This is a genomic window from Inquilinus sp. NPDC058860, assembly GCF_042743185.1.
GTDB lineage: Bacteria > Pseudomonadota > Alphaproteobacteria > DSM-16000 > Inquilinaceae > Inquilinus.
In genome coordinates this window covers 86,907-103,970 of the sequence record NZ_JBHYMS010000001.1, presented here as the reverse complement: position 1 = coordinate 103,970, position 17,064 = coordinate 86,907, and the positions used below count along the sequence as shown (strand labels likewise).

General features: G+C 70.5%; 19 protein-coding genes. 10 read left to right on the top strand and 9 right to left on the bottom strand.

Features of this window, described 5'->3' with window-relative positions:
- Positions 1–3: 3 nt before the first annotated feature.
- The 9 genes from ACFW16_RS00505 to ACFW16_RS00465 form a co-directional block, all read right to left on the bottom strand.
- On the bottom strand, positions 4–594 hold the full coding sequence (locus tag ACFW16_RS00505) for a hypothetical protein (RefSeq protein ID WP_380300748.1): 591 nt from the start codon (positions 592–594) through the stop codon (positions 4–6).
- Positions 595–624: 30 nt separating this feature from the next.
- Positions 625–933: a hypothetical protein gene (locus tag ACFW16_RS00500; RefSeq protein WP_225769921.1), complete on the bottom strand. Its 309-nt coding sequence runs from the start codon at positions 931–933 to the stop codon at positions 625–627.
- Positions 934–1,002: 69 nt separating this feature from the next.
- Positions 1,003–1,299: a hypothetical protein gene (locus tag ACFW16_RS00495; protein ID WP_380300745.1), complete on the bottom strand. Its 297-nt coding sequence runs from the start codon at positions 1,297–1,299 to the stop codon at positions 1,003–1,005.
- Between the two features lie 26 nt (positions 1,300–1,325).
- Positions 1,326–1,736, bottom strand: coding sequence for a PRC-barrel domain-containing protein (locus tag ACFW16_RS00490; RefSeq protein WP_380300743.1), 411 nt, complete (start codon positions 1,734–1,736; stop codon positions 1,326–1,328).
- A gap of 12 nt (positions 1,737–1,748) precedes the next feature.
- The gene (locus ACFW16_RS00485; protein WP_380300741.1) at positions 1,749–2,618 is read right to left on the bottom strand and encodes an SDR family oxidoreductase; all 870 of its coding nucleotides are present in this window, start codon (positions 2,616–2,618) and stop codon (positions 1,749–1,751) included.
- 97 nt (positions 2,619–2,715) lie between these two features.
- Positions 2,716–3,819: an alcohol dehydrogenase family protein gene (locus ACFW16_RS00480; RefSeq protein ID WP_380300739.1), complete on the bottom strand. Its 1,104-nt coding sequence runs from the start codon at positions 3,817–3,819 to the stop codon at positions 2,716–2,718.
- A gap of 8 nt (positions 3,820–3,827) precedes the next feature.
- The gene (locus ACFW16_RS00475; protein WP_380300737.1) at positions 3,828–5,207 is read right to left on the bottom strand and encodes an aspartate aminotransferase family protein; all 1,380 of its coding nucleotides are present in this window, start codon (positions 5,205–5,207) and stop codon (positions 3,828–3,830) included.
- A gap of 29 nt (positions 5,208–5,236) precedes the next feature.
- Complete coding sequence (locus tag ACFW16_RS00470) at positions 5,237–6,730, bottom strand: NAD-dependent succinate-semialdehyde dehydrogenase (RefSeq protein WP_380300735.1); 1,494 nt, start codon at positions 6,728–6,730, stop codon at positions 5,237–5,239.
- 129 nt (positions 6,731–6,859) lie between these two features.
- Entirely contained in the window at positions 6,860–7,354 is a 495-nt protein-coding gene (locus ACFW16_RS00465; protein WP_380300733.1) for an Lrp/AsnC family transcriptional regulator, read from the bottom strand.
- Between the two features lie 67 nt (positions 7,355–7,421).
- On the opposite strand from ACFW16_RS00465, the gene ACFW16_RS00460 reads away from it, so the two are divergent.
- The 10 genes from ACFW16_RS00460 to doeB all read left to right on the top strand — a co-directional run bounded on the left by ACFW16_RS00460 (position 7,422) and on the right by doeB (position 17,056).
- Positions 7,422–8,828 carry a PLP-dependent aminotransferase family protein gene (locus ACFW16_RS00460; RefSeq protein ID WP_380300731.1) on the top strand — a complete coding sequence of 469 codons (1,407 nt, stop codon included), beginning with the start codon at positions 7,422–7,424 and terminating at the stop codon, positions 8,826–8,828.
- 134 nt (positions 8,829–8,962) lie between these two features.
- Complete coding sequence (ehuA, locus tag ACFW16_RS00455) at positions 8,963–9,760, top strand: ectoine/hydroxyectoine ABC transporter ATP-binding protein EhuA (RefSeq protein ID WP_380300729.1); 798 nt, start codon at positions 8,963–8,965, stop codon at positions 9,758–9,760.
- 40 nt (positions 9,761–9,800) lie between these two features.
- Complete coding sequence (ehuB, locus tag ACFW16_RS00450) at positions 9,801–10,652, top strand: ectoine/hydroxyectoine ABC transporter substrate-binding protein EhuB (RefSeq protein ID WP_380300727.1); 852 nt, start codon at positions 9,801–9,803, stop codon at positions 10,650–10,652.
- Between the two features lie 132 nt (positions 10,653–10,784).
- Positions 10,785–11,444 carry an ectoine/hydroxyectoine ABC transporter permease subunit EhuC gene (gene ehuC, locus ACFW16_RS00445; RefSeq protein WP_380300725.1) on the top strand — a complete coding sequence of 220 codons (660 nt, stop codon included), beginning with the start codon at positions 10,785–10,787 and terminating at the stop codon, positions 11,442–11,444.
- Positions 11,445–11,447: 3 nt separating this feature from the next.
- On the top strand, positions 11,448–12,104 hold the full coding sequence (ehuD, locus tag ACFW16_RS00440; RefSeq protein ID WP_380300723.1) for an ectoine/hydroxyectoine ABC transporter permease subunit EhuD: 657 nt from the start codon (positions 11,448–11,450) through the stop codon (positions 12,102–12,104).
- A gap of 13 nt (positions 12,105–12,117) precedes the next feature.
- On the top strand, positions 12,118–12,888 hold the full coding sequence (eutA, locus tag ACFW16_RS00435) for an ectoine utilization protein EutA (RefSeq protein WP_380300721.1): 771 nt from the start codon (positions 12,118–12,120) through the stop codon (positions 12,886–12,888).
- Between the two features lie 8 nt (positions 12,889–12,896).
- Entirely contained in the window at positions 12,897–13,889 is a 993-nt protein-coding gene (gene eutB / locus ACFW16_RS00430) for a hydroxyectoine utilization dehydratase EutB (protein WP_380300720.1), read from the top strand.
- The gene (gene eutC, locus ACFW16_RS00425) at positions 13,886–14,869 is read left to right on the top strand and encodes an ectoine utilization protein EutC (protein ID WP_380300718.1); all 984 of its coding nucleotides are present in this window, start codon (positions 13,886–13,888) and stop codon (positions 14,867–14,869) included. The genes eutB and eutC overlap by 4 nt, the downstream gene beginning before the upstream one ends.
- Positions 14,870–14,879: 10 nt before the next feature.
- Positions 14,880–16,058 (top strand): ectoine hydrolase DoeA, encoded by a 1,179-nt coding sequence (doeA, locus tag ACFW16_RS00420; RefSeq protein WP_380300716.1) that lies wholly within the window; start codon positions 14,880–14,882, stop codon positions 16,056–16,058.
- Positions 16,055–17,056, top strand: a complete 1,002-nt coding sequence (doeB, locus tag ACFW16_RS00415) for a N(2)-acetyl-L-2,4-diaminobutanoate deacetylase DoeB (RefSeq protein WP_380300714.1) — start codon at positions 16,055–16,057, stop codon at positions 17,054–17,056. The genes doeA and doeB overlap by 4 nt, the downstream gene beginning before the upstream one ends.
- The last annotated feature ends 8 nt before the right edge of the window (positions 17,057–17,064 follow it).

Here is a 17,064-nt window from a genome sequence, read left to right as displayed (position 1 = left end):
CGCCTATCCCCGGCGGGGGTTCTCGGTCTCGCCTCGAAGCGGGACCAGGCGGCCGCGGGCGGTCCGTAGCCCGCGCCACAGCTCCTCCAGATAGGGCAGCAGCTCGAACAGCAGCGCTGCGACCAGCACGGCGGCGATATAGGCCACCGGCAGCGGCTCCTGCTTCCAGGTCAGGTCGAAGCGCGCCGGCTCCGGCCCCAGCCCGAACAGCGCCAGGAACTGCGGCCAGTGCAGAACGGCGACGAAGGCCGTCGCCATCAGCGGCAGCATCTCGAGGAAGCTGTGGACATGCTGCTCGAACGGCGTCACCTCGCGCCGGGTGACGGCGTAGCTGACGTCCCACAGCGCGGTCGCCTCATGCGCCAGGAAGGCCACGATCATCAGGGCGATGATCAGGGCGTTGATCTCGAGGAACAGGGCGGCCAGCAGGGGCACGGCCACCTCGGCGAACATCAGCAGGTGGATCAGGGACTCCTTCGCCCCCGTCGTCGCCTCGATGCTCGTGGCGCGATGGCACAGCCAGTCGGCGAGGCCGGCGACGAACCACAGCGGCAGGATGAAATACAGCAGGACCGCCAACGCCGGGTCCGTCATGCCCGCCTCCCGCCGTCGCCGGCCGCCGGTTCAGTGGCGCACGAACTTGTTGAAGCGGCTCACATGGCCGTCGGCGGTGCGGTCCTGGTACAGGAAGGTCAGCTTGGCCTCGTCGAACTTCTCGAAGAACTCGTCCCAGGAGATCTCTTCGAGCGCCTCTTCGCGCTTCTGGCCGTCGCCGACGAAATCGAAGCGGAGGATGCCGGCCTCGTCGCCGCCGCGCGCGGTACCGCGCACGGTGGCGGGGACGGCCTTGCGCTCCTCGGCCCAGCGCCGGATCGTGTCGTGGTCCCTGGTCTCGTGGGCTTCGCTCTGGCCGCTATGATGCTGCGTGGCCATGGGAAAACCTCCATGCGTGTCGCGTCCTACCAGCGGCAATGGGGCCGGCCGGACGCCGGTTCCGGAGGGTCAGAAGAACACGGCCCGGCCGGTGTCCGGGGCGATCTCGCCCGGCGCGGCGTCGATCAGCAGGCGGCCCTGCTGTTCGGTGCCGGCGCGCAGGCCGGTCAGGATCACCTCGACCGCGCCGTTGCCGTCCAGCAGGTCCTGGTCCCAGTGCATCCAGGCGGTCTCGACCGCTTCGACCCCACCGGGGAAGGCGAGCGCCAGCAGCGCCTCGCGGTGCCGGGACATCGCGCTGACCAAGTCCTCGCCCTGGATCGCCACGGGCGGTCCGGACGGGTTGGTGACGAGCCAGGTCTGCATCGGATCGCTCCTTTCTGCCGGATTGCCTAGGGCTCCGCATCGGCCGCCGGCAGGGCCTTCAGGTCCTGCTCGGACAGGTCGGTCGCGACCTCGCGGCCGGCGGCGTCCGCCAGCCGCAGCTTGTCGCTCGGGATCTTCACCTGCTTGAGCGACAGGCCGAGGATCTGGTCGACGCCGACCACGACGTAGCGGATGGCGCCGCCCTGCCGGTCGAAGGCGAAGTCCGTGATCGTGCCGATGCCGCGCCCTGCGGTGTCGGTCACCTTGGCGCCGATCAGGCTGGTGCCCAGCATCCCGGGCGGCGGGTGGGAGACCGGCCCCTGCGGGGTCGAGGACGGAAAGCCGGGCTCGACCGGCTGCGGCTGGGCCGACGCCGCCGAGGCGAGGCAGATGGCGATGGAGCAGGCCATGCCGGCCGTTCGGAGAAGGTGCGTCATGCCATGTCCGCCTCAGAGCATCGGCCGGCCGCCCGTGACCGCCAGGACGGCGCCGGTGATGTAGCTCGCTTCCGGCGAGGCCAGCAGCACATAGGCCGGCGCCAGCTCGGCCGGCTGCGCCGGCCGTCCCAGCGGCGTGTTGGCGCCGAAATTCTCCACCTTCTGCTCCGGCATGGTCGACGGGATCAGCGGCGTCCAGACCGGCCCCGGGGCGACGCAGTTCACGCGGATGCCCTTGTCGGCCAGCAGCTGCGCCAGCCCGGCGGTGAAGTTGGCGATGGCGCCTTTGGTGGTGGCATAGGGCAGCAGCGAGGGCGACGGGTCCTTGGCGTTGATCGAGGACGTGTTGACGATGGCGCTGCCCGGCTTCAGATGCGGCACCGCGGCCTTGGACAGGTAGAACTGGCTGTGGATGTTGGTGCGGAACGTCTTGTCCCATTCCTCGGCGCTGATCTGGTCGATGCCGTCGAAGGTCATCTGGTAGGCGGCGTTGTTGACCAGGATGTCGATGCCGCCGAGGTCCCGGACCGCCCGGTCCACCAGCGCCCGGCAATGCGCCTCGTCGGCGACGTCGCCGGGGACCGCGATCGCGCGGCGGCCGGCCTGCTCCACCCAGCGGACGGTCTCGCGGGCATCCTCGTGCTCGTCGAGATAGGAGACCAGGACGTCGGCGCCTTCGCGGGCGAAGGCGATGGCGACGGCGCGGCCGATGCCGGAATCGCCGCCCGTGATCAGCGCGACCTTGCCTTCCAGCCGGCCGCTGCCGCGGTAGCTGTGCTCGCCATGGTCGGGCTCCGGCCTCATCCGCCCGGTCTGTCCGGGCGGTTCCTGCTGCTGCTTCGGCAGAGGCGGGGTTGGATGGGAGGTGTTCGGATCCGCCATCGTGGTCTCCACCTCGAACGGCTGTGTTCCAATGTCCTCCGGTCAACGGGATGCGAGGGGCCGCGGTTCCGGCATCGGCCCCTCTCCGTGGCGTGCGTCAGGCCGTGCCGCCCCACTTCGAATCCGGCACCACCACCAGCTTGCCGACGAAGCCCTTGGCCATGAAGTCGACCTGGGCGCGGTGGAAGTCGGACAGGCGGTAGACGCCGCCGACCAGCGGCTTCAGCTTGCCCTCCTCGATGTACCGCACCAGCCGCCGGAAGGCGCCGCGCGTGCCCTGCGACGAGCCATGCAACTCCAGGTGCTTCAGGTACATGGTCCGCAGGTCCAGCTGCACCACCGGCCCGGCGATGGCGCCGGCGGTGGTGTAGCGACCCTCCGGCCGCAGGATGCGCAGCAGGTCGTTGAACATCGCCCCGCCGACCAGGTCGGCGACCACGTCGATCGGCCGCCCTTTCGTCGCCCGTTCCACCGCCGAGACCAAGTCGCCGGCATCGCGGGTGACCACCGCCTCGGCACCGGCCGCCAGCACCGCCTCCTCCTTGCCCCGCCCGACCACGGCATAGGGGATGGCGCCGCGGGCGCGGCACAGCTGGACGATGCCGGAGCCGACTCCGCCCGAAGCGCCGGTGACCAGCACCCGCTCGCCCGCCGCCACCCGGGCGCGGTCCAGCATGTGCTCGCCGGTCAGGTAGGCGCAGCAGAAGGTGGCAAGCTCGACGTCGCTCATCGGCGTGTCGACGCGATGGGCATGGTCGGCCGGCAGCGCCATGTATTCGGCATAGCCGCCGTCGCGGCCATGGCCCATGTAGTCGATGTCGGCCAGGCTGTCGTCGTCGCGGTTGTAGATGCTGAAATCGACCATCACCCGCTCGCCGATCCGCGCCGCCGGCACGCCGGCGCCGACCGCGACGATGCGGCCGATCGTGTCGGTGCCCTGGATGCGCGGGAAGGTCAGGGTCGACCGGTCGCCGCGGCCGCGCCAGCTCGACACCGCCTCCGGGTCCGCCTCGGTGCCGTAGGCGCCCTCGCGGACCCAGACATCGGTGTTGTTCATGCCGCAGGCGGTGACCTCGATCAGCACCTCGCCGGCCGCCGGCTTCGGCACCGGCACGTCGTCGCGATAGACCAGCTTCTCGGGCCCGCCATGGCCGGTCAGGACCACGGCGCGCATGGTGACGGGGATGGTCTCGGCGATCATGGCGTCGCTCACAGCTCCTTTGCCACCGACTCGACCGCCCCGGCCACGGCCTTGACCACGATGTCGGCCTCGTCGCGGGTCAGGCACAGCGGCGGGGCGAAACCCAGGATGTCGCCTTGCGGCAGGGCGCGGGTGATGACGCCGCGGGCCAGCGTGGCGGCGTAGATCCGCGGGCCGACCTTCAGCGCGGGGTCGAAATACACCCGGTCGTCCTTGTCGGCCACGAACTCGACCGCTGCAGCCAGGCCCTCGCCGCGCACCTCGCCGACGATGCGGTGGCCGGCCAGCGCGTCGGCCAGCGCCTGCCTGAAATAGGCGCCGGTCTCGCGCGCGTTCTCGACCAGCCCCAGGCTGTCGACCAGCTCGAGATTGGCGATCGCCGCGGCGGTGCACAGCGGGTGCGAGGAATAGGTCCAGCCATGGCCGATGGCGCCGAGCGCGTCGGACCCCTTCTCCAGGATCTTCCACACCTTCTCCGACACGATCACGCCGGACAGGGGCGCATAGGCCGAGGTCAGGCCCTTGGCGATGGTGATCAGGTCCGGCTTGATGCCGTAGTGGTCGGAGCCGAACATCGACCCCAGCCGGCCGAAGCCGGTGATGACCTCGTCGGCGATCAGCAGCACGTCGTATTTGGCCAGGACGGCCTGGATCTTCTCCCAATAGCCGGCCGGCGGCGGCACCAACCCGCCGGTGCCCAGGATCGGCTCGCCGATGAAGGCGGCCACCGTCTCCGGCCCCTCGGCCAGGATCAACTCCTCCAGCCGGTCGGCGCAGGCTTGCGAGAACTGCTCCTCGCTCAGCGACCGGTCCTCGCGCCGGTAGTAGTAGGGCGCCTCGGTGTGCAGCACCTGGGCCAGCGGCAGGTCGAAGGCCTTGTGGAACAGCTCCAGCCCGGTCAGGCTGCCGGTCATCAGGCCGGAACCGTGATAGCCGCGCCAGCGCGAGATGATCTTCTTCTTCTCCGGCCGGCCCAGGATGTTGTTGATGTACCAGACCAGCTTGACGTTGGTCTCGTTGGCGTCGGACCCGCCGAGGCCGAAGAACACCCGCGACATGCCGGCCGGCGCCCGGTCGATGATCATCTTGGCCAGGCGGATCGACGGCTCGCTGCCGTGCCCGACATAGGCGTGGTAATAGGCCAGCTCATGCGCCTGGGCGGCGATCGCGTCGGCGATCTCGCGCCTTCCGTAGCCGACATTGACGCAGTACAGGCCGGCGAAGGCGTCCAGGCTGCGCTTGCCGTCGCGGTCGGTGATGTAGACGCCCTCGCCGCCGGTGATGATCCGGTTCGGCGTCTCGCCCCGCGCATGGGCCGCCATATGGGTCGACGGATGGAAGAAATGGTCGCGATCCCAGGCGTCGAGTTCGTTGCCGCGAAGGGCCATCGGAAATCTCCTTGAACGAAAGGGCGGGCTTACGCCGCGTCGAGGCAGAGGTACTTCAGCTCGGTGAAGGCTTCGATGCCGTGGCGCGAGCCTTCGCGGCCGAGGCCGGACTGCTTGGTGCCGCCGAACGGGATCGGCGCGCCGGTGATCTTCACCCGGTTGACCGCGACCATGCCGTAGTCGAGGGCACGGCCCAGCCGCAGCATGCGGGCACCGTCGCGGGTGACGACATAGGCGACCAGCCCGTATTCGGTATCGTTGGCGCGGGCGACCACCTCGTCCTCGCTGTCGAAGGCCGTCACGGCGGCGACCGGGGCGAAGGTCTCCTCGCGCATGATCGCGGCGTCGTCCGGCACGTCGGCCAGCACGGTCGGGACGAAGAACAGCGGCCCAGCGGGATGAACATCGCCGCCGGCCAGGCAGCGGGCGCCGCGGGCCACGGCGTCCTGGACATGCTCCGCCGCCTTGGCCACGGCGCGATCATGCATCAGCGGCCCGATCTCGGTCCCGGCATCGAGGCCGTTGCCGACCTTCAGCGCCGCCACCCGCCTGGCGAAGGCCTTGCAGAAGGCGGCATAAGCCGGCCGTTCGACATAGATCCGGTTGGCCGCCAGGCAGTCCTGGCCCGAGGTGGCGAATTTGGCGTCGATCGCGATCGACACGGCGCGGTCGAGATCGGCATCGGCGAAGACGATCAGCGGCGCATGGCCGCCCAGCTCGAGCTGCAGCCGCTTGATCGTCGGGGCGCAGCGCTCGGCGATCAGCCGGCCGATCTCGGTCGACCCGGTGAAGCTGACCGCCCGCACCCGCCGGTCGGCGCAGATCCGGCTGACGATCGGCTCCGGGTCGCCGGTGACGATGTTCAGCACCCCGGCCGGGATGCCGGCGCGCTCCGCCAGCTCGGCCAGGGCCAGGGCCGACAGCGGGGTCTGCGACGACGGATGCGCCACCACCGTGCAGCCGGCGGCCAGCGCGGCCGCGGCCTTGCGGGTCAGCATGGCGCAGGGGAAATTCCAGGGCGTGGCGACGCCGACGACGCCCAGCGGCTCGCGCCGCACCATCATCTCGGCGCCGGGCAGGTGGCTGGTGCCGGATTCGACGTTCAGGCGCTTGGCCTCCTCGGCGAACCATTCGACGAAGCCGGCGCCGTAATCGATCTCGCCGCGGGATTCGGCCAGCGGCTTGCCCTGCTCCAGCGTCATCAAGAGGGCCAGGTCCTCCTTGGCCGCCAGGATCCGATCGAACCAGTTGCGCAGCCTGGCCGCCCGCTCCTGCGGCAGCAGCGCCCGCCAGGCCGGGAAGGCGGCCTCGGCGGCGGCGATGGCGCGGTCCGCCTCGGCCGCGCCCAGCCGCGCCACCCGGGCGACGGTGACGCCGGTGGCCGGGTCGGCGACCTCGAACACCGCGCCGTTGGCGGCGGCTGTCCAGCGGCCGTCGACATAGGCCAGCTCGCGCAGCAGCCGGCGGTCGGTCAGACGGCCCAGCGCGTCGTGCTGGCTGGGCCGGGTGGCGAGGGCGGTCATTGGCTGAGCCTCCGTCGAAAGCGAGGCCGCCAGGGTAGGGGGAGAGCGGGGGAGAAGGAGGCTGTTTGCGGGGCGGCAGGGAGACCAAGTCTCTCGGAGCGAAGGGGGGTGGAGAGAGAGTCTCTCCGACTATGTCCCGTCCGCCCCCGCCAGCACTTCCACCGGCACCGTCACGTCATCCTTCACCGTCCGGGTGACGATGTAGGTGAAGTAGCGGTCGATGCCGATCTCGTCCTCCAGCAGCCGGTCGATCAGCCGCTGATAGCCGTCGATGTCGCGCGCCACCACCTTCAGCAGGTAGTCGATGCCGCCGCCCAGCGACCAGCAGGCCACCACCTCCGTCACCGCCTTCACCGCCCGCTCGAACCGGTCGAAATCGGCCTGGCGATGGGCGCCCAGCGTGATCTCGACGAACACCATGGCGAAGGGGGCGATGCGGCGCAGCGCCACCCGGGCGTGATAGCCGGCGACCACGCCCTCGCGCTCCAGCCGGTGCAGCCGGGTCCAGCACGGCGTCGGCGACAGCCCGACCTTCTCGGCCAGGGCCAGCTTGGTGATGCGCCCGTCGCGCTGGATCTCGGCCAGGATGCGCAGGTCGATCGGGTCGAGCTTGACGGATGTCATGGTTGCGAACCATGCCGGTGCGCAATTCGGGTTGTCAATTGAACTGATCCTGGATCACAGTCCAATCATGACAATCTGGCAGCCCGATCCCGCCGCCCTGCGGCGTCCCGCCTATCTCTCCCTGGCCGACCAGATCGCGCGGGCGATCTCGGACGGGCGGCTGCAGCCCGGGGAACGGCTGTCGACGCACCGGGCGATGGCCGAGACGCTGGACCTGTCGGTGCAGACCGTCAGCCGCGCCTATGAGGAGCTGATCCGCCGCGGCCTGATCTCCGGCGAGACCGGGCGCGGCACCTTCATCCGTGCGCCGCAGCGCGAGCCGGTTCCGCCCTTCATCCCGGAGCGGCTGAGCGAGGTCATCGATCTCTCGATCCTGAAGCCGGTGGTGTGCGAGACCCGGCACATCGAGGCGATGAAGGCGGCGCTGCATGCGCTGGCCGACGACCTGCCCCATTCCGCCGTGCTGTCCTTCCGCCCGAACATGCTGTTCGCCCGCCACCGCCGGGTGGCGCAGGCCTGGCTGCGCGAGCATTGCGGGGTCGAGGCCACGCCCGGCACCATCCACCTGACCAACGGCGCCACCTCCGGCATGACCATCGCCCTGATGGCCGCGGCCCCGCCGGGATCGACCGTGGTGACCGAGGCGGTCGGCCACCACACGCTGGTGCCGCTGGCCGCCTATCTCGGCCTCAGGCTGCGCGGCGTGGCGATCGATGCCGAGGGCGTGGTCCCCGAGGCGCTGGACGAGGCCTGCCGCGAGGGCGATGTGCGCGCCCTGTTCGTCATGCCGAACCCGATCAACGCCACCGCCAGCCTGATGGGCGCGGCGCGGCGGGCGGAGATCGTCGAGGTGGCGCGCCGCCACGGGCTGCAGATCATCGAGAACGACGTGCTGGCGCCGCTGCTGACCGAGCGCCTGCCGCCGCTGGCGGCCCTGGCGCCGGAGCGCACGCTCTACGTCACCACCTTCACCAAATGCGTGATGCCGGGGCTGCGCGCCGGCTATCTGGTGGTGCCGGACCGGCTGTGCCCGGGGGTCGCCAACCGCAGCCTGGTGACCAGCTGGATGGCGACCGGGCTGGTCGCCGAGCTGGCCGCCCGCTGGGTCGAGACCGGCACGGCGGCGGAGCTGGTGCGCTGGCAGAACGCGGCGATCCGCGGCCGCCAGGCGATCGCGGCGGAGCTTCTGGCCGGCATCCCGCACAAGGCCCACCCGGAGGGGCTGCATGTCTGGCTGCCGCTGGGCGAGGGGCGGTCGGAGGAGGAATTCGTGTCGCATGCCCGGCTGCAGGGCGTGGCGATCGCGCCCGGCGCCTCCTTTGCGATCGGGGGCGCCGCCGAGGGCGGCATGGACCGGCAGCCGGCGGTGCGCATCTCGGTCGGCTCGACCACGCCCGAGCAGCTGCGCGACGGGCTGAAGATCGTGGTCAACCTGCTGCAGGGCGAGCCGGAGCCGGTGCTGCTGGCGATGTAAAAACAGGCAAGCCGGCGCCTAAGGAATTATCACGTCCGGCTAAATTGTACTGATTTGTTTTTCCGTTTGACATGATTTTGTCTCCCTTCCATCGTTGGCGGCAACAGAGGCCCGTCGCCAACAGGGAGAGCGACTTGGCGAACTCCGCATCCGATCCGTGTATCAGCGTCGAGGGCGTGACCAAGCGCTTCGGGCCGCTGACCGTCCTCAACGACCTGAATTTCACCGTGAAGCCGGGCGAGAAGCTGGCCCTGATCGGCCCGTCCGGCTCCGGCAAGACCACCATCCTGCGCATCCTGATGACGCTGGAGGAGATCAACGGCGGCGTCATCCGGATCGAGGGCGAGCCGCTGTTCCACATGCCGCGGAACGGCGGGCTGGTGCCGGCGGACGAGCGCCACCTGCACAGGATGCGCGCCAAGATCGGCATGGTGTTCCAGCTGTTCAACCTGTTCCCGCACAAATGCGTGCTGGACAACGTCACGCTGGCGCCGATCCTGACCAACGGCGTCGACCGCAAGACCGCCGAGGCCCGGGCGATGGAGCTGCTTGAGCTGGTCGGCATGGCCGAGAAGGCCAAGGCCATGCCGGCGCAGCTGTCCGGCGGCCAGAAGCAGCGCGTGGCGATCGCCCGCGCCCTGGCGCTGAAGCCGAAGATCATGCTGTTCGACGAGGTCACCTCGGCGCTCGACCCCGAGCTGGTCGAGGAGGTGCTGAACGTCATGCGCCGCCTGGCCGCCGAGACCGACATGACCATGCTGCTGGTCACCCACGAGATGAGCTTCGCCCACGACTTCGCCGACCGGGTCCTGTTCTTCGACCGCGGCCGGATCGTCGAGGAGGGGCCGCCGGACGAGATCTTCCGGCACCCGCGCGAGGAGCGGACCCAGACCTTCCTCAAGAAGATCATCGCCGCCGGCCACCGGGTCTGACCGCGGCAGCACCGCAAACCAGAGAACAGGAGAGGCAGAAATGAACAAGGGATTTTGCGCGCGTCTGATCCTGGCCGCCGCATCGGCCGCCGCCTTGGCTGCCTTCGCGCAGCCGGCCGCGGCCGACACGCTGGACAACCTGAAGGAGCAGGGCTTCGCCCGCATCGCCATCGCCAACGAGCCGCCCTTCACCGCCGTGGCGGCGGACGGCAAGGTCTCCGGCGCCGGGCCGGACGTGGCGCGCGAGGTGTTCAAGCGCATGGGCGTGCCCGACGTCGTCGCCTCGATCTCGGAATACGGCGCCATGATCCCCGGGCTGCAGGCGCGCCGCTTCGACGCGGTCACCGCCGGCCTGTTCATGAAGCCGGAGCGCTGCCGCGCCGTGTCCTATTCCCAGCCGATCCTGTGCGACGGCGAGGCCTTCGCGGTGAAGAAGGGCAACCCGTCGAACTTCCAGAGCTATGCCGACATCGCCGCCAATGCGGACGCCAAGATCGGCGCGCCGGGCGGCGGCACCGAGGAGCGGCTGGCGCTGGAGGCCGGGGTGCCGCGCGACCGGGTGATCGTGGTGCCGGACGGGCAGAGCGGCATCAAGATGCTGCAGGACGGCCGCATCGACGCCTATTCGCTGCCGATCCTGTCGATCCAGGACCTGCTGAAGAAGGCGAACGACCCGAACATCGAGATGGTCGGGCCGGTGAAGAACGCGCCGGTCTATTGCGACGGCGCCGCCTTCCGCAAGCAGGACACGGCGCTGCGCGACGCCTTCGACAAGGAGCTGGCGGCGCTGAAGCAGTCCGGCGAGTTCGCCAAGATCGTCGAGCCCTACGGCTTCTCGGCCAAGGCCGCGCTCGAGACCAACCGCGACGCGATGTGCGGCGGACCGAACTGACGTGGTCACAATCCTCGTAGGTTGGGTTCGCCCTGGCGAACCCAACACGGAGCGGCTGGATCTTCGGCATGTTGGGTTCGCGGGAGCGAACCCAACCTACGACGCCGCGCTCTTTCCTCATCGGATTGCCGCATGACCGACTGGGAAGGCTATCTCGGGCTGATCCTGCAGGGCGCCTGGGTGACGATCGAGCTGACCGTGCTGGGCTGCGCCCTGGCGCTGGTGGTCGCCTTCCTGGCCGGGCTGGGGCGGCTGTCGTCGAACCTCGCCGTCCGGGCGCTGGCCACGACCTATGTCGAGTTCTTCCGCGGCACCTCGATCTTCGTGCAGCTGTTCTGGGTCTATTTCGTGCTGCCGCTGGCAGGGTTCGAGCTCAGCCCGCTGCAGGCCGGCGTGCTGGCCCTCGGCCTCAATGTCGGGGCCTATGGCGCGGAGGTGGTGCGCGGCGCCGTGCAGTCGATCGGGCGCGAGCAGCGCGAGGCCTGCGTGGCGCTCAACCTCACCAAGCGGCAGAGCCTGTGGCACGTCATCCTGCCCCAGGCCTTCGTGCTGATGCTGCCGACCTTCGGCAACAACGCCATCGAGCTGTTGAAGGCCACCGCCGTGGTGTCGCTGATCTCGCTGGCCGACCTGACCTTCCAGGCCCAGATCGTGCGGGCCCAGACCGGCAGCACCGCCTTCCCGTTCCTCACCATCCTGGTGATCTATTTCGTGCTGGCGGTGCTGATCTCGACCGGGGTGCGGGCGCTGGAGCGCCGCCTGGCCCGTGGCCTCGACGGCGTGCGGAGCTGAGCCATGGATTGGGACTGGGCCTTCGTCGCCGAGATCCTCCCGACCCTGGTCGAGGGCGTGAAGATCACCATCCTGGCCACGATCCTGGGCTACGCCCTGGCGGTGGTGCTGGGCCTCGGTCTCGCCTTGCTGCGGCGGACCCGGCAGCGCTGGCTGGCGCGGGTCGTGGGCTTCCTGATCGAGTTCATCCGCGGCACGCCGCTGCTGGTGCAGCTGTACTTCCTGTTCTACATCATGCCGGATATCGGGCTGACGCTGTCGCCGCTGACCGCCGGCGTGATCGGGCTCGGCCTGCACTACGCTACCTACACCGCGGAAGTGTACCGCGCCGGCATCGACAACACCCCGCGCGGCCAGTGGGAGGCGGCGAAGGCCTGCAACCTGACCGCGGGGCAGAGCTGGCGCCACGTGATCCTGCCGCAGGCGATCCCGCCGATGCTCCCGGCCCTGGCCAACTACTTCATCGCCATGTTCAAGGAGACGCCGCTGCTCTCCGCCATCACGGTGCTGGAGCTGATGAACCAGGCCCGCAGCGTCGCCAACTTCAACTACCGCTACCTGGAGCCGATGACGCTCGTCGGCGCCTTCTTCCTCGTCATCAGCCTGATCGCCGTGATCGGCCTCCGCTTCCTGGAGCGCCGCTTCCGGCCCCTGCGCTGAGCCGGAGCCCCCGATGACTCAGATCGCGCTGCCCGAGATCGAACGGTCCACCCTGCCGCTCGGCTTCGACGACCGTCCGCTGCCGAAGCGGATCGGCCTCGTCATCCTGGCGACCGACCACACCACCGAGCCGGATTTCCGCCGCATGGTCGCCAGCGACCGGATCGGCGTCTATGTCGCCCGCATCGCCTATGCCAACCCGACCACGCCGGAGAACCTGCGCCGGATGCAGCCGCGCCTCGGCGAAGGCGCCGGCCTGATCCTGCCGGAGGAGTCGCTGGACCTGGTCTGCTACTCCTGCACCTCGGCCTCGGTGGTGATGGGCGACGACGCGGTCGAGGAGGCGATCCGCGAGGCCAAGCCGGGCGTCACCGTGGTGACCCCGCCGCTGGCCGCCCGCCGCGCCCTCGACGCGCTCGGCGCCCGCCGGATCGCGGTGCTGACCCCCTACACGGTCGAGACCAGCCGGCCGATGGCGGCCTATTTCGCCGGCCACGGCACCGATATCGCCCGCTTCACCTGCCTCGGCCTCGACGACGACCGCCAGATGGCGCGGATCAGCCCGGATTCGATCGTCGCTGCGGCCGAGGCGGCGATGGCGCCGGATGCCGAGGCGCTGTTCATCTCCTGCACCGCTTTGCGCGCCGCCGGGGTGGTGGCGGAGATCGAACGGCGGATCGGCCGGCCGGTCGTGTCCAGCAATCTCGCCACCGCCTGGATGGCGCTGCGCCTGTGCGGCGACGACCGCCCCCGGCCGGATCTCGGCCGGCTGATGGCGCTGTGAGGGGCCCGATGAGCCACGCCGTCACCCTCGACACCATCCGCGCGGCCGCCGACCGCATCGCCGGAGAGGTGGTGCGGACGCCGCTGGTCCGCTCCGCGTCTCTGTCCGATCTTGCCGGCGCGCCCGTGTTCCTGAAGCTGGAGACCCGGCAGACCACCGGCAGCTTCAAGCTGCGCGGCGCCACCAACGCCGTGCTGTCGCTGCCGTCCGAGGCGAGGAAGGTCGGCATCGCGGCGGCCTCCACCGGCAATCACGGCCGCGGCCTGGCCCATGCCGCCGCCCGCCAGGGCCTGCGCTGCGTCGTCTGCATGTCCGCCCTGGTGCCGGAGAACAAGGTCGCCGCGATCCGCGCCCTGGGGGCGGAGATCCGCATCGTCGGCCGGTCCCAGGACGACGCTCAAGGTGAGGTCGACCGGCTGGTGGCGGAGGAGGGCTTCACCGCCATCCCGCCCTTCGACCATCCCGACGTGATCTCCGGCCAGGGCACGATCGGACTCGAGATCGTGGCCGACCTGCCGGAGGTGGCGCAGGTGGTGGTGCCGCTGTCCGGCGGCGGCCTGTTCGGCGGCATCGCCGCCGCGGTCAAGGCGCTGCGGCCGCAGGCCCGGATGGTCGGCGTGTCGATGGAACGCGGCCCGGCGATGCGCGACAGCCTCGCCGCCGGCCGTCCGGTCGCGGTCGAGGAGCTGCCGACGCTGGCGGATTCGCTGGGCGGCGGCATCGGCCTGGACAACCGCCATACCTTCGCCTTGGCCCGCGACCTGCTGGACGAGGCGGTGCTGCTGACCGAGGCCGAGATCGCCGCGGCGATCGACCACGCCTATGCGGCGGAGCAGGAGATCGTCGAGGGCGGCGGCGCCGTCGGCATCGGCGCGCTCCTGGCCGGCAAGCTCGCCGTTCCCGGCCCGACCGTGCTCGTGGTCTCGGGCCGCAACATCGACATGGCGCTGCACCGGCGGATCGTCAGCGGCGCCTGGGAGGAGACATCGTGCCCCGCATGACCATCGTGACGGAGGCGGAGCTGCGCCGCGCCGTCCCGCTCGACCGCGACGCCGTCGCCTGCGTCGAGCAGGCTTTCCTGGCGCTGGCCACCAAGGATGTGGCGATGCCGCCGATCCTGCGCCTCGACATCCCCGAGCATCGCGGCGAGGTCGACGTCAAGACCGCCTATGTCCCCGGCCTCGACGGCTTCGCCATCAAGATCAGCCCCGGCTTCTTCGACAACCCGAAGCTGGGCCTGCCCAGCACCAACGGGCTGATGGTGCTGTTCAGCGCCCGCACCGGGCTGGTCGACGCCGTGTTCCTGGACAATGGCTACCTGACCGATGTCCGCACCGCCGCCGCCGGCGCGGTGGCGGCCAAGCATCTGTCGCGCCCGGACTCCCGGGTGGCGGCGATCTTCGGCGCCGGGGTGCAGGCGCGGCTGCAGCTCAAGGCCCTGACCCTGGTGCGGCCGATCGTCGAGGCGCGGATCTGGGCGCGCGACCACGACCGGGCGCAGGCCCTGGCGGCGCGGCTGTCGGACGAGATGGGCATCGCCGTCCATGCCGAGGCGGCGCCGCAGGCCGCGGTCGACGGCGCCGACATCGTCGTCACCACCACCCCGGCGGCCGAGCCGATCCTGCGCGCCGAGTGGCTGGCGCCGGGCCAGCATGTCACCGCCATGGGCTCGGACGCGGAGCACAAGAACGAGCTGGACCCAGCGATCCTCACAAAGGCGGATCTCTATGTCGCCGACAGCCTGGCCCAGACGCGCCGGCTGGGCGAGCTGCACCACGCCATCGCGGCCGGCGCCGTGGCCGCCGACGCGGCCTTCCCGGAACTCGGCGCCGTCATCGCCGGCCGGGCGGCGGGGCGGTCTTCCGCCGCCGCCATCACCGTCGCGGACCTGACCGGCACCGGCGTCCAGGACACCGCCATCGCCACCCTGGCCCGCGGCCGCGTCGCCGCCGCCGGGGTTGGCACGCAATTCGAAAGCTGAAAGGCACAGCATGTCCGTAGAGCTCAACTTCAGCCGCGAGGAATATGCCGCGCGGCTCGCCAAGACCCGTGCCGCCATGGCCCGCCGTGGCATCGACCTGCTGTGGGTCAGCGACCCGTCGAACATGGCCTGGCTGACCGGCTATGACGGCTGGTCCTTCTACGTCCACCAGGGCGTGCTGGTGCCGCCGGAGGGCGAGCCGATCTGGTACGGCCGCGGCCAGGACGCCAACGGCGCCAAGCGCACCGCCTATCTGGCGCATGACAACATCATCGGCTACCCCGACCACTACGTGCAGTCGACCGAGCGGCACCCGATGGACCGGCTGGCCGAGATCATCGACTCGCGCGGCTGGGGCCGCCTGTCGATCGGCGTCGAGATGGACAATTACTGGTTCTCGGCCGCCGCCTTCGCCTCGCTGCAGCGCCACCTGCCCAATGCCCGCTTCGCCGACGCCACGGCGCTGGTGAACTGGCAGCGCGCGGTGAAGAGCCCGCAGGAGCTGGACTACATGCGCAAGGCCGCCCGCATCGTCGAGGCGATGCACAGGCGGATCGTCGAGAAGGTCGAGCCCGGCCTGCGCAAGAACGACCTGGTGGCCGAGATCTACGACGCCGGCACCCGCGGGGTGGAGGGCTTCGGCGGCGACTATCCGGCGATCGTGCCGCTGTTGCCCTCGGGCGCCGACGCCTCGGCCCCGCACCTGACCTGGGACGACAAGCCGATGCAGTCGGGGGAGGGCACCTTCTTCGAGATCGCCGGCTGCTACAAGCGCTACCACTGCCCGCTGTCGCGCACCGTATTCCTGGGCAAGCCGACCCAGGCCTTCGTGGATGCCGAGAAGGCGGTGCTGGAGGGGATGGAGGCTGGGCTCGGCGCCGCGCGGCCCGGCAACACCTGCGAGGATATCGCCAACGCCTTCTTCGCTGTCCTCAAGAAGTACGGGATCATCAAGGACAACCGCACCGGCTACCCGATCGGCCTCAGCTACCCGCCCGACTGGGGCGAGCGCACCATGAGCCTGCGCCCCGGCGACCGCACCGTGCTGGAGCCCGGCATGACCTTCCATTTCATGACCGGGCTGTGGCTGGAGGATATGGGGCTGGAGATCACCGAGAGCATCGCCATCACCGACAGCGGCGTCGAGATCCTGGCCGACGTGCCGCGCCAGCTCTTCGTCAAGCCATGAGCGATCTGCCGCCCTCGCCGATCGTCCCCTCGGTCGATTTCGCCCGTGACGGGGTGCAGCACGGCGCGCTGCGCCTGCCCTACAGCCGGGACGATTCCGCCTGGGGCTCGGTGATGATCCCGGTCGCCGTGATCAAGAACGGGGAGGGGCCGACCGCGCTCCTCACCGGCGCCAATCACGGCGACGAGTACGAGGGGCCGATCGCCCTGTTCGATCTGGCGCGGACGCTGGACCCGGCGCAGGTCCGCGGCCGGGTGATCATCGTCCCGGCGATGAACTATCCGGCCTTCCGCGCCGGCACCCGTACCTCGCCGATCGACAGGGGCAACCTGAACCGCAGCTTCCCCGGCCGGCCGGACGGCACGGTGACGCAGAAGATCGCCGACTATTTCCAGCGCCATCTGCTGCCGCTGGCCGACATCGTGCTCGACTTCCACTCCGGCGGCCGGACGCTCGACTTCGTGCCCTTCGCCGCCGCCCATATCCTGCCCGACAAGGACCAGGAGGCGCGTTGCTTCGCGGCGGTGGCGGCGTTCTCCGCCCCCTGGTCGATGCGGATGCTGGAGATCGACGCCGTCGGCATGTACGACACCGCGGCCGAGGCGGCGGGCAAGGTCTTCGTGACGACGGAGCTGGGCGGCGGCGGCAGCGCCACCGCGCGCACGGCGGGGATCGCGAAGCGCGGCGTGCGCAACCTGCTGCGCCATGCCGGGATTCTCTCGGGCGAGGTCGAGCGCGCCCCGAGCCGCTGGCTCGACATGCCGTCCGCCGACTGCTTCCGCTTCGCCGAGCAGGACGGCATGGCCGAGACCTGCGTCGACCTGGGCGACCCGGTGCGCAAGGGTGAAATCATCGCCCGTATCCACCCGGTCGACCGCACCGGCCAGGCGCCGGCGGAATACCGCGCGGCGCTGGACGGCATCCTGGCGGCGCGGCATTTCCCGGGGCTGGTGAAGGCCGGCGACTGCCTGGCAGTGATCGGGACGGTGGAGGGCTGAGGGGGCCC

Bases quoted from the DNA above. Each gene is read 5' to 3' on its own strand.
- ACFW16_RS00505 (WP_380300748.1), bottom strand. From the start codon at position 594: ATGACGGACCCGGCGTTGGCGGTCCTGCTGTATTTCATCCTGCCGCTG.
- ACFW16_RS00500 (WP_225769921.1), bottom strand. From the start codon at position 933: ATGGCCACGCAGCATCATAGCGGCCAGAGCGAAGCCCACGAGACCAGG.
- ACFW16_RS00495 (WP_380300745.1), bottom strand. From the start codon at position 1,299: ATGCAGACCTGGCTCGTCACCAACCCGTCCGGACCGCCCGTGGCGATC.
- ACFW16_RS00490 (WP_380300743.1), bottom strand. From the start codon at position 1,736: ATGACGCACCTTCTCCGAACGGCCGGCATGGCCTGCTCCATCGCCATC.
- ACFW16_RS00485 (WP_380300741.1), bottom strand. From the start codon at position 2,618: ATGGCGGATCCGAACACCTCCCATCCAACCCCGCCTCTGCCGAAGCAG.
- ACFW16_RS00480 (WP_380300739.1), bottom strand. From the start codon at position 3,819: ATGATCGCCGAGACCATCCCCGTCACCATGCGCGCCGTGGTCCTGACC.
- ACFW16_RS00475 (WP_380300737.1), bottom strand. From the start codon at position 5,207: ATGGCCCTTCGCGGCAACGAACTCGACGCCTGGGATCGCGACCATTTC.
- ACFW16_RS00470 (WP_380300735.1), bottom strand. From the start codon at position 6,730: ATGACCGCCCTCGCCACCCGGCCCAGCCAGCACGACGCGCTGGGCCGT.
- ACFW16_RS00465 (WP_380300733.1), bottom strand. From the start codon at position 7,354: ATGACATCCGTCAAGCTCGACCCGATCGACCTGCGCATCCTGGCCGAG.
- ACFW16_RS00460 (WP_380300731.1), top strand. From the start codon at position 7,422: ATGACAATCTGGCAGCCCGATCCCGCCGCCCTGCGGCGTCCCGCCTAT.
- ehuB (WP_380300727.1), top strand. From the start codon at position 9,801: ATGAACAAGGGATTTTGCGCGCGTCTGATCCTGGCCGCCGCATCGGCC.
- ehuC (WP_380300725.1), top strand. From the start codon at position 10,785: ATGACCGACTGGGAAGGCTATCTCGGGCTGATCCTGCAGGGCGCCTGG.
- ehuD (WP_380300723.1), top strand. From the start codon at position 11,448: ATGGATTGGGACTGGGCCTTCGTCGCCGAGATCCTCCCGACCCTGGTC.
- eutA (WP_380300721.1), top strand. From the start codon at position 12,118: ATGACTCAGATCGCGCTGCCCGAGATCGAACGGTCCACCCTGCCGCTC.
- eutB (WP_380300720.1), top strand. From the start codon at position 12,897: ATGAGCCACGCCGTCACCCTCGACACCATCCGCGCGGCCGCCGACCGC.
- eutC (WP_380300718.1), top strand. From the start codon at position 13,886: ATGACCATCGTGACGGAGGCGGAGCTGCGCCGCGCCGTCCCGCTCGAC.
- doeA (WP_380300716.1), top strand. From the start codon at position 14,880: ATGTCCGTAGAGCTCAACTTCAGCCGCGAGGAATATGCCGCGCGGCTC.
- doeB (WP_380300714.1), top strand. From the start codon at position 16,055: ATGAGCGATCTGCCGCCCTCGCCGATCGTCCCCTCGGTCGATTTCGCC.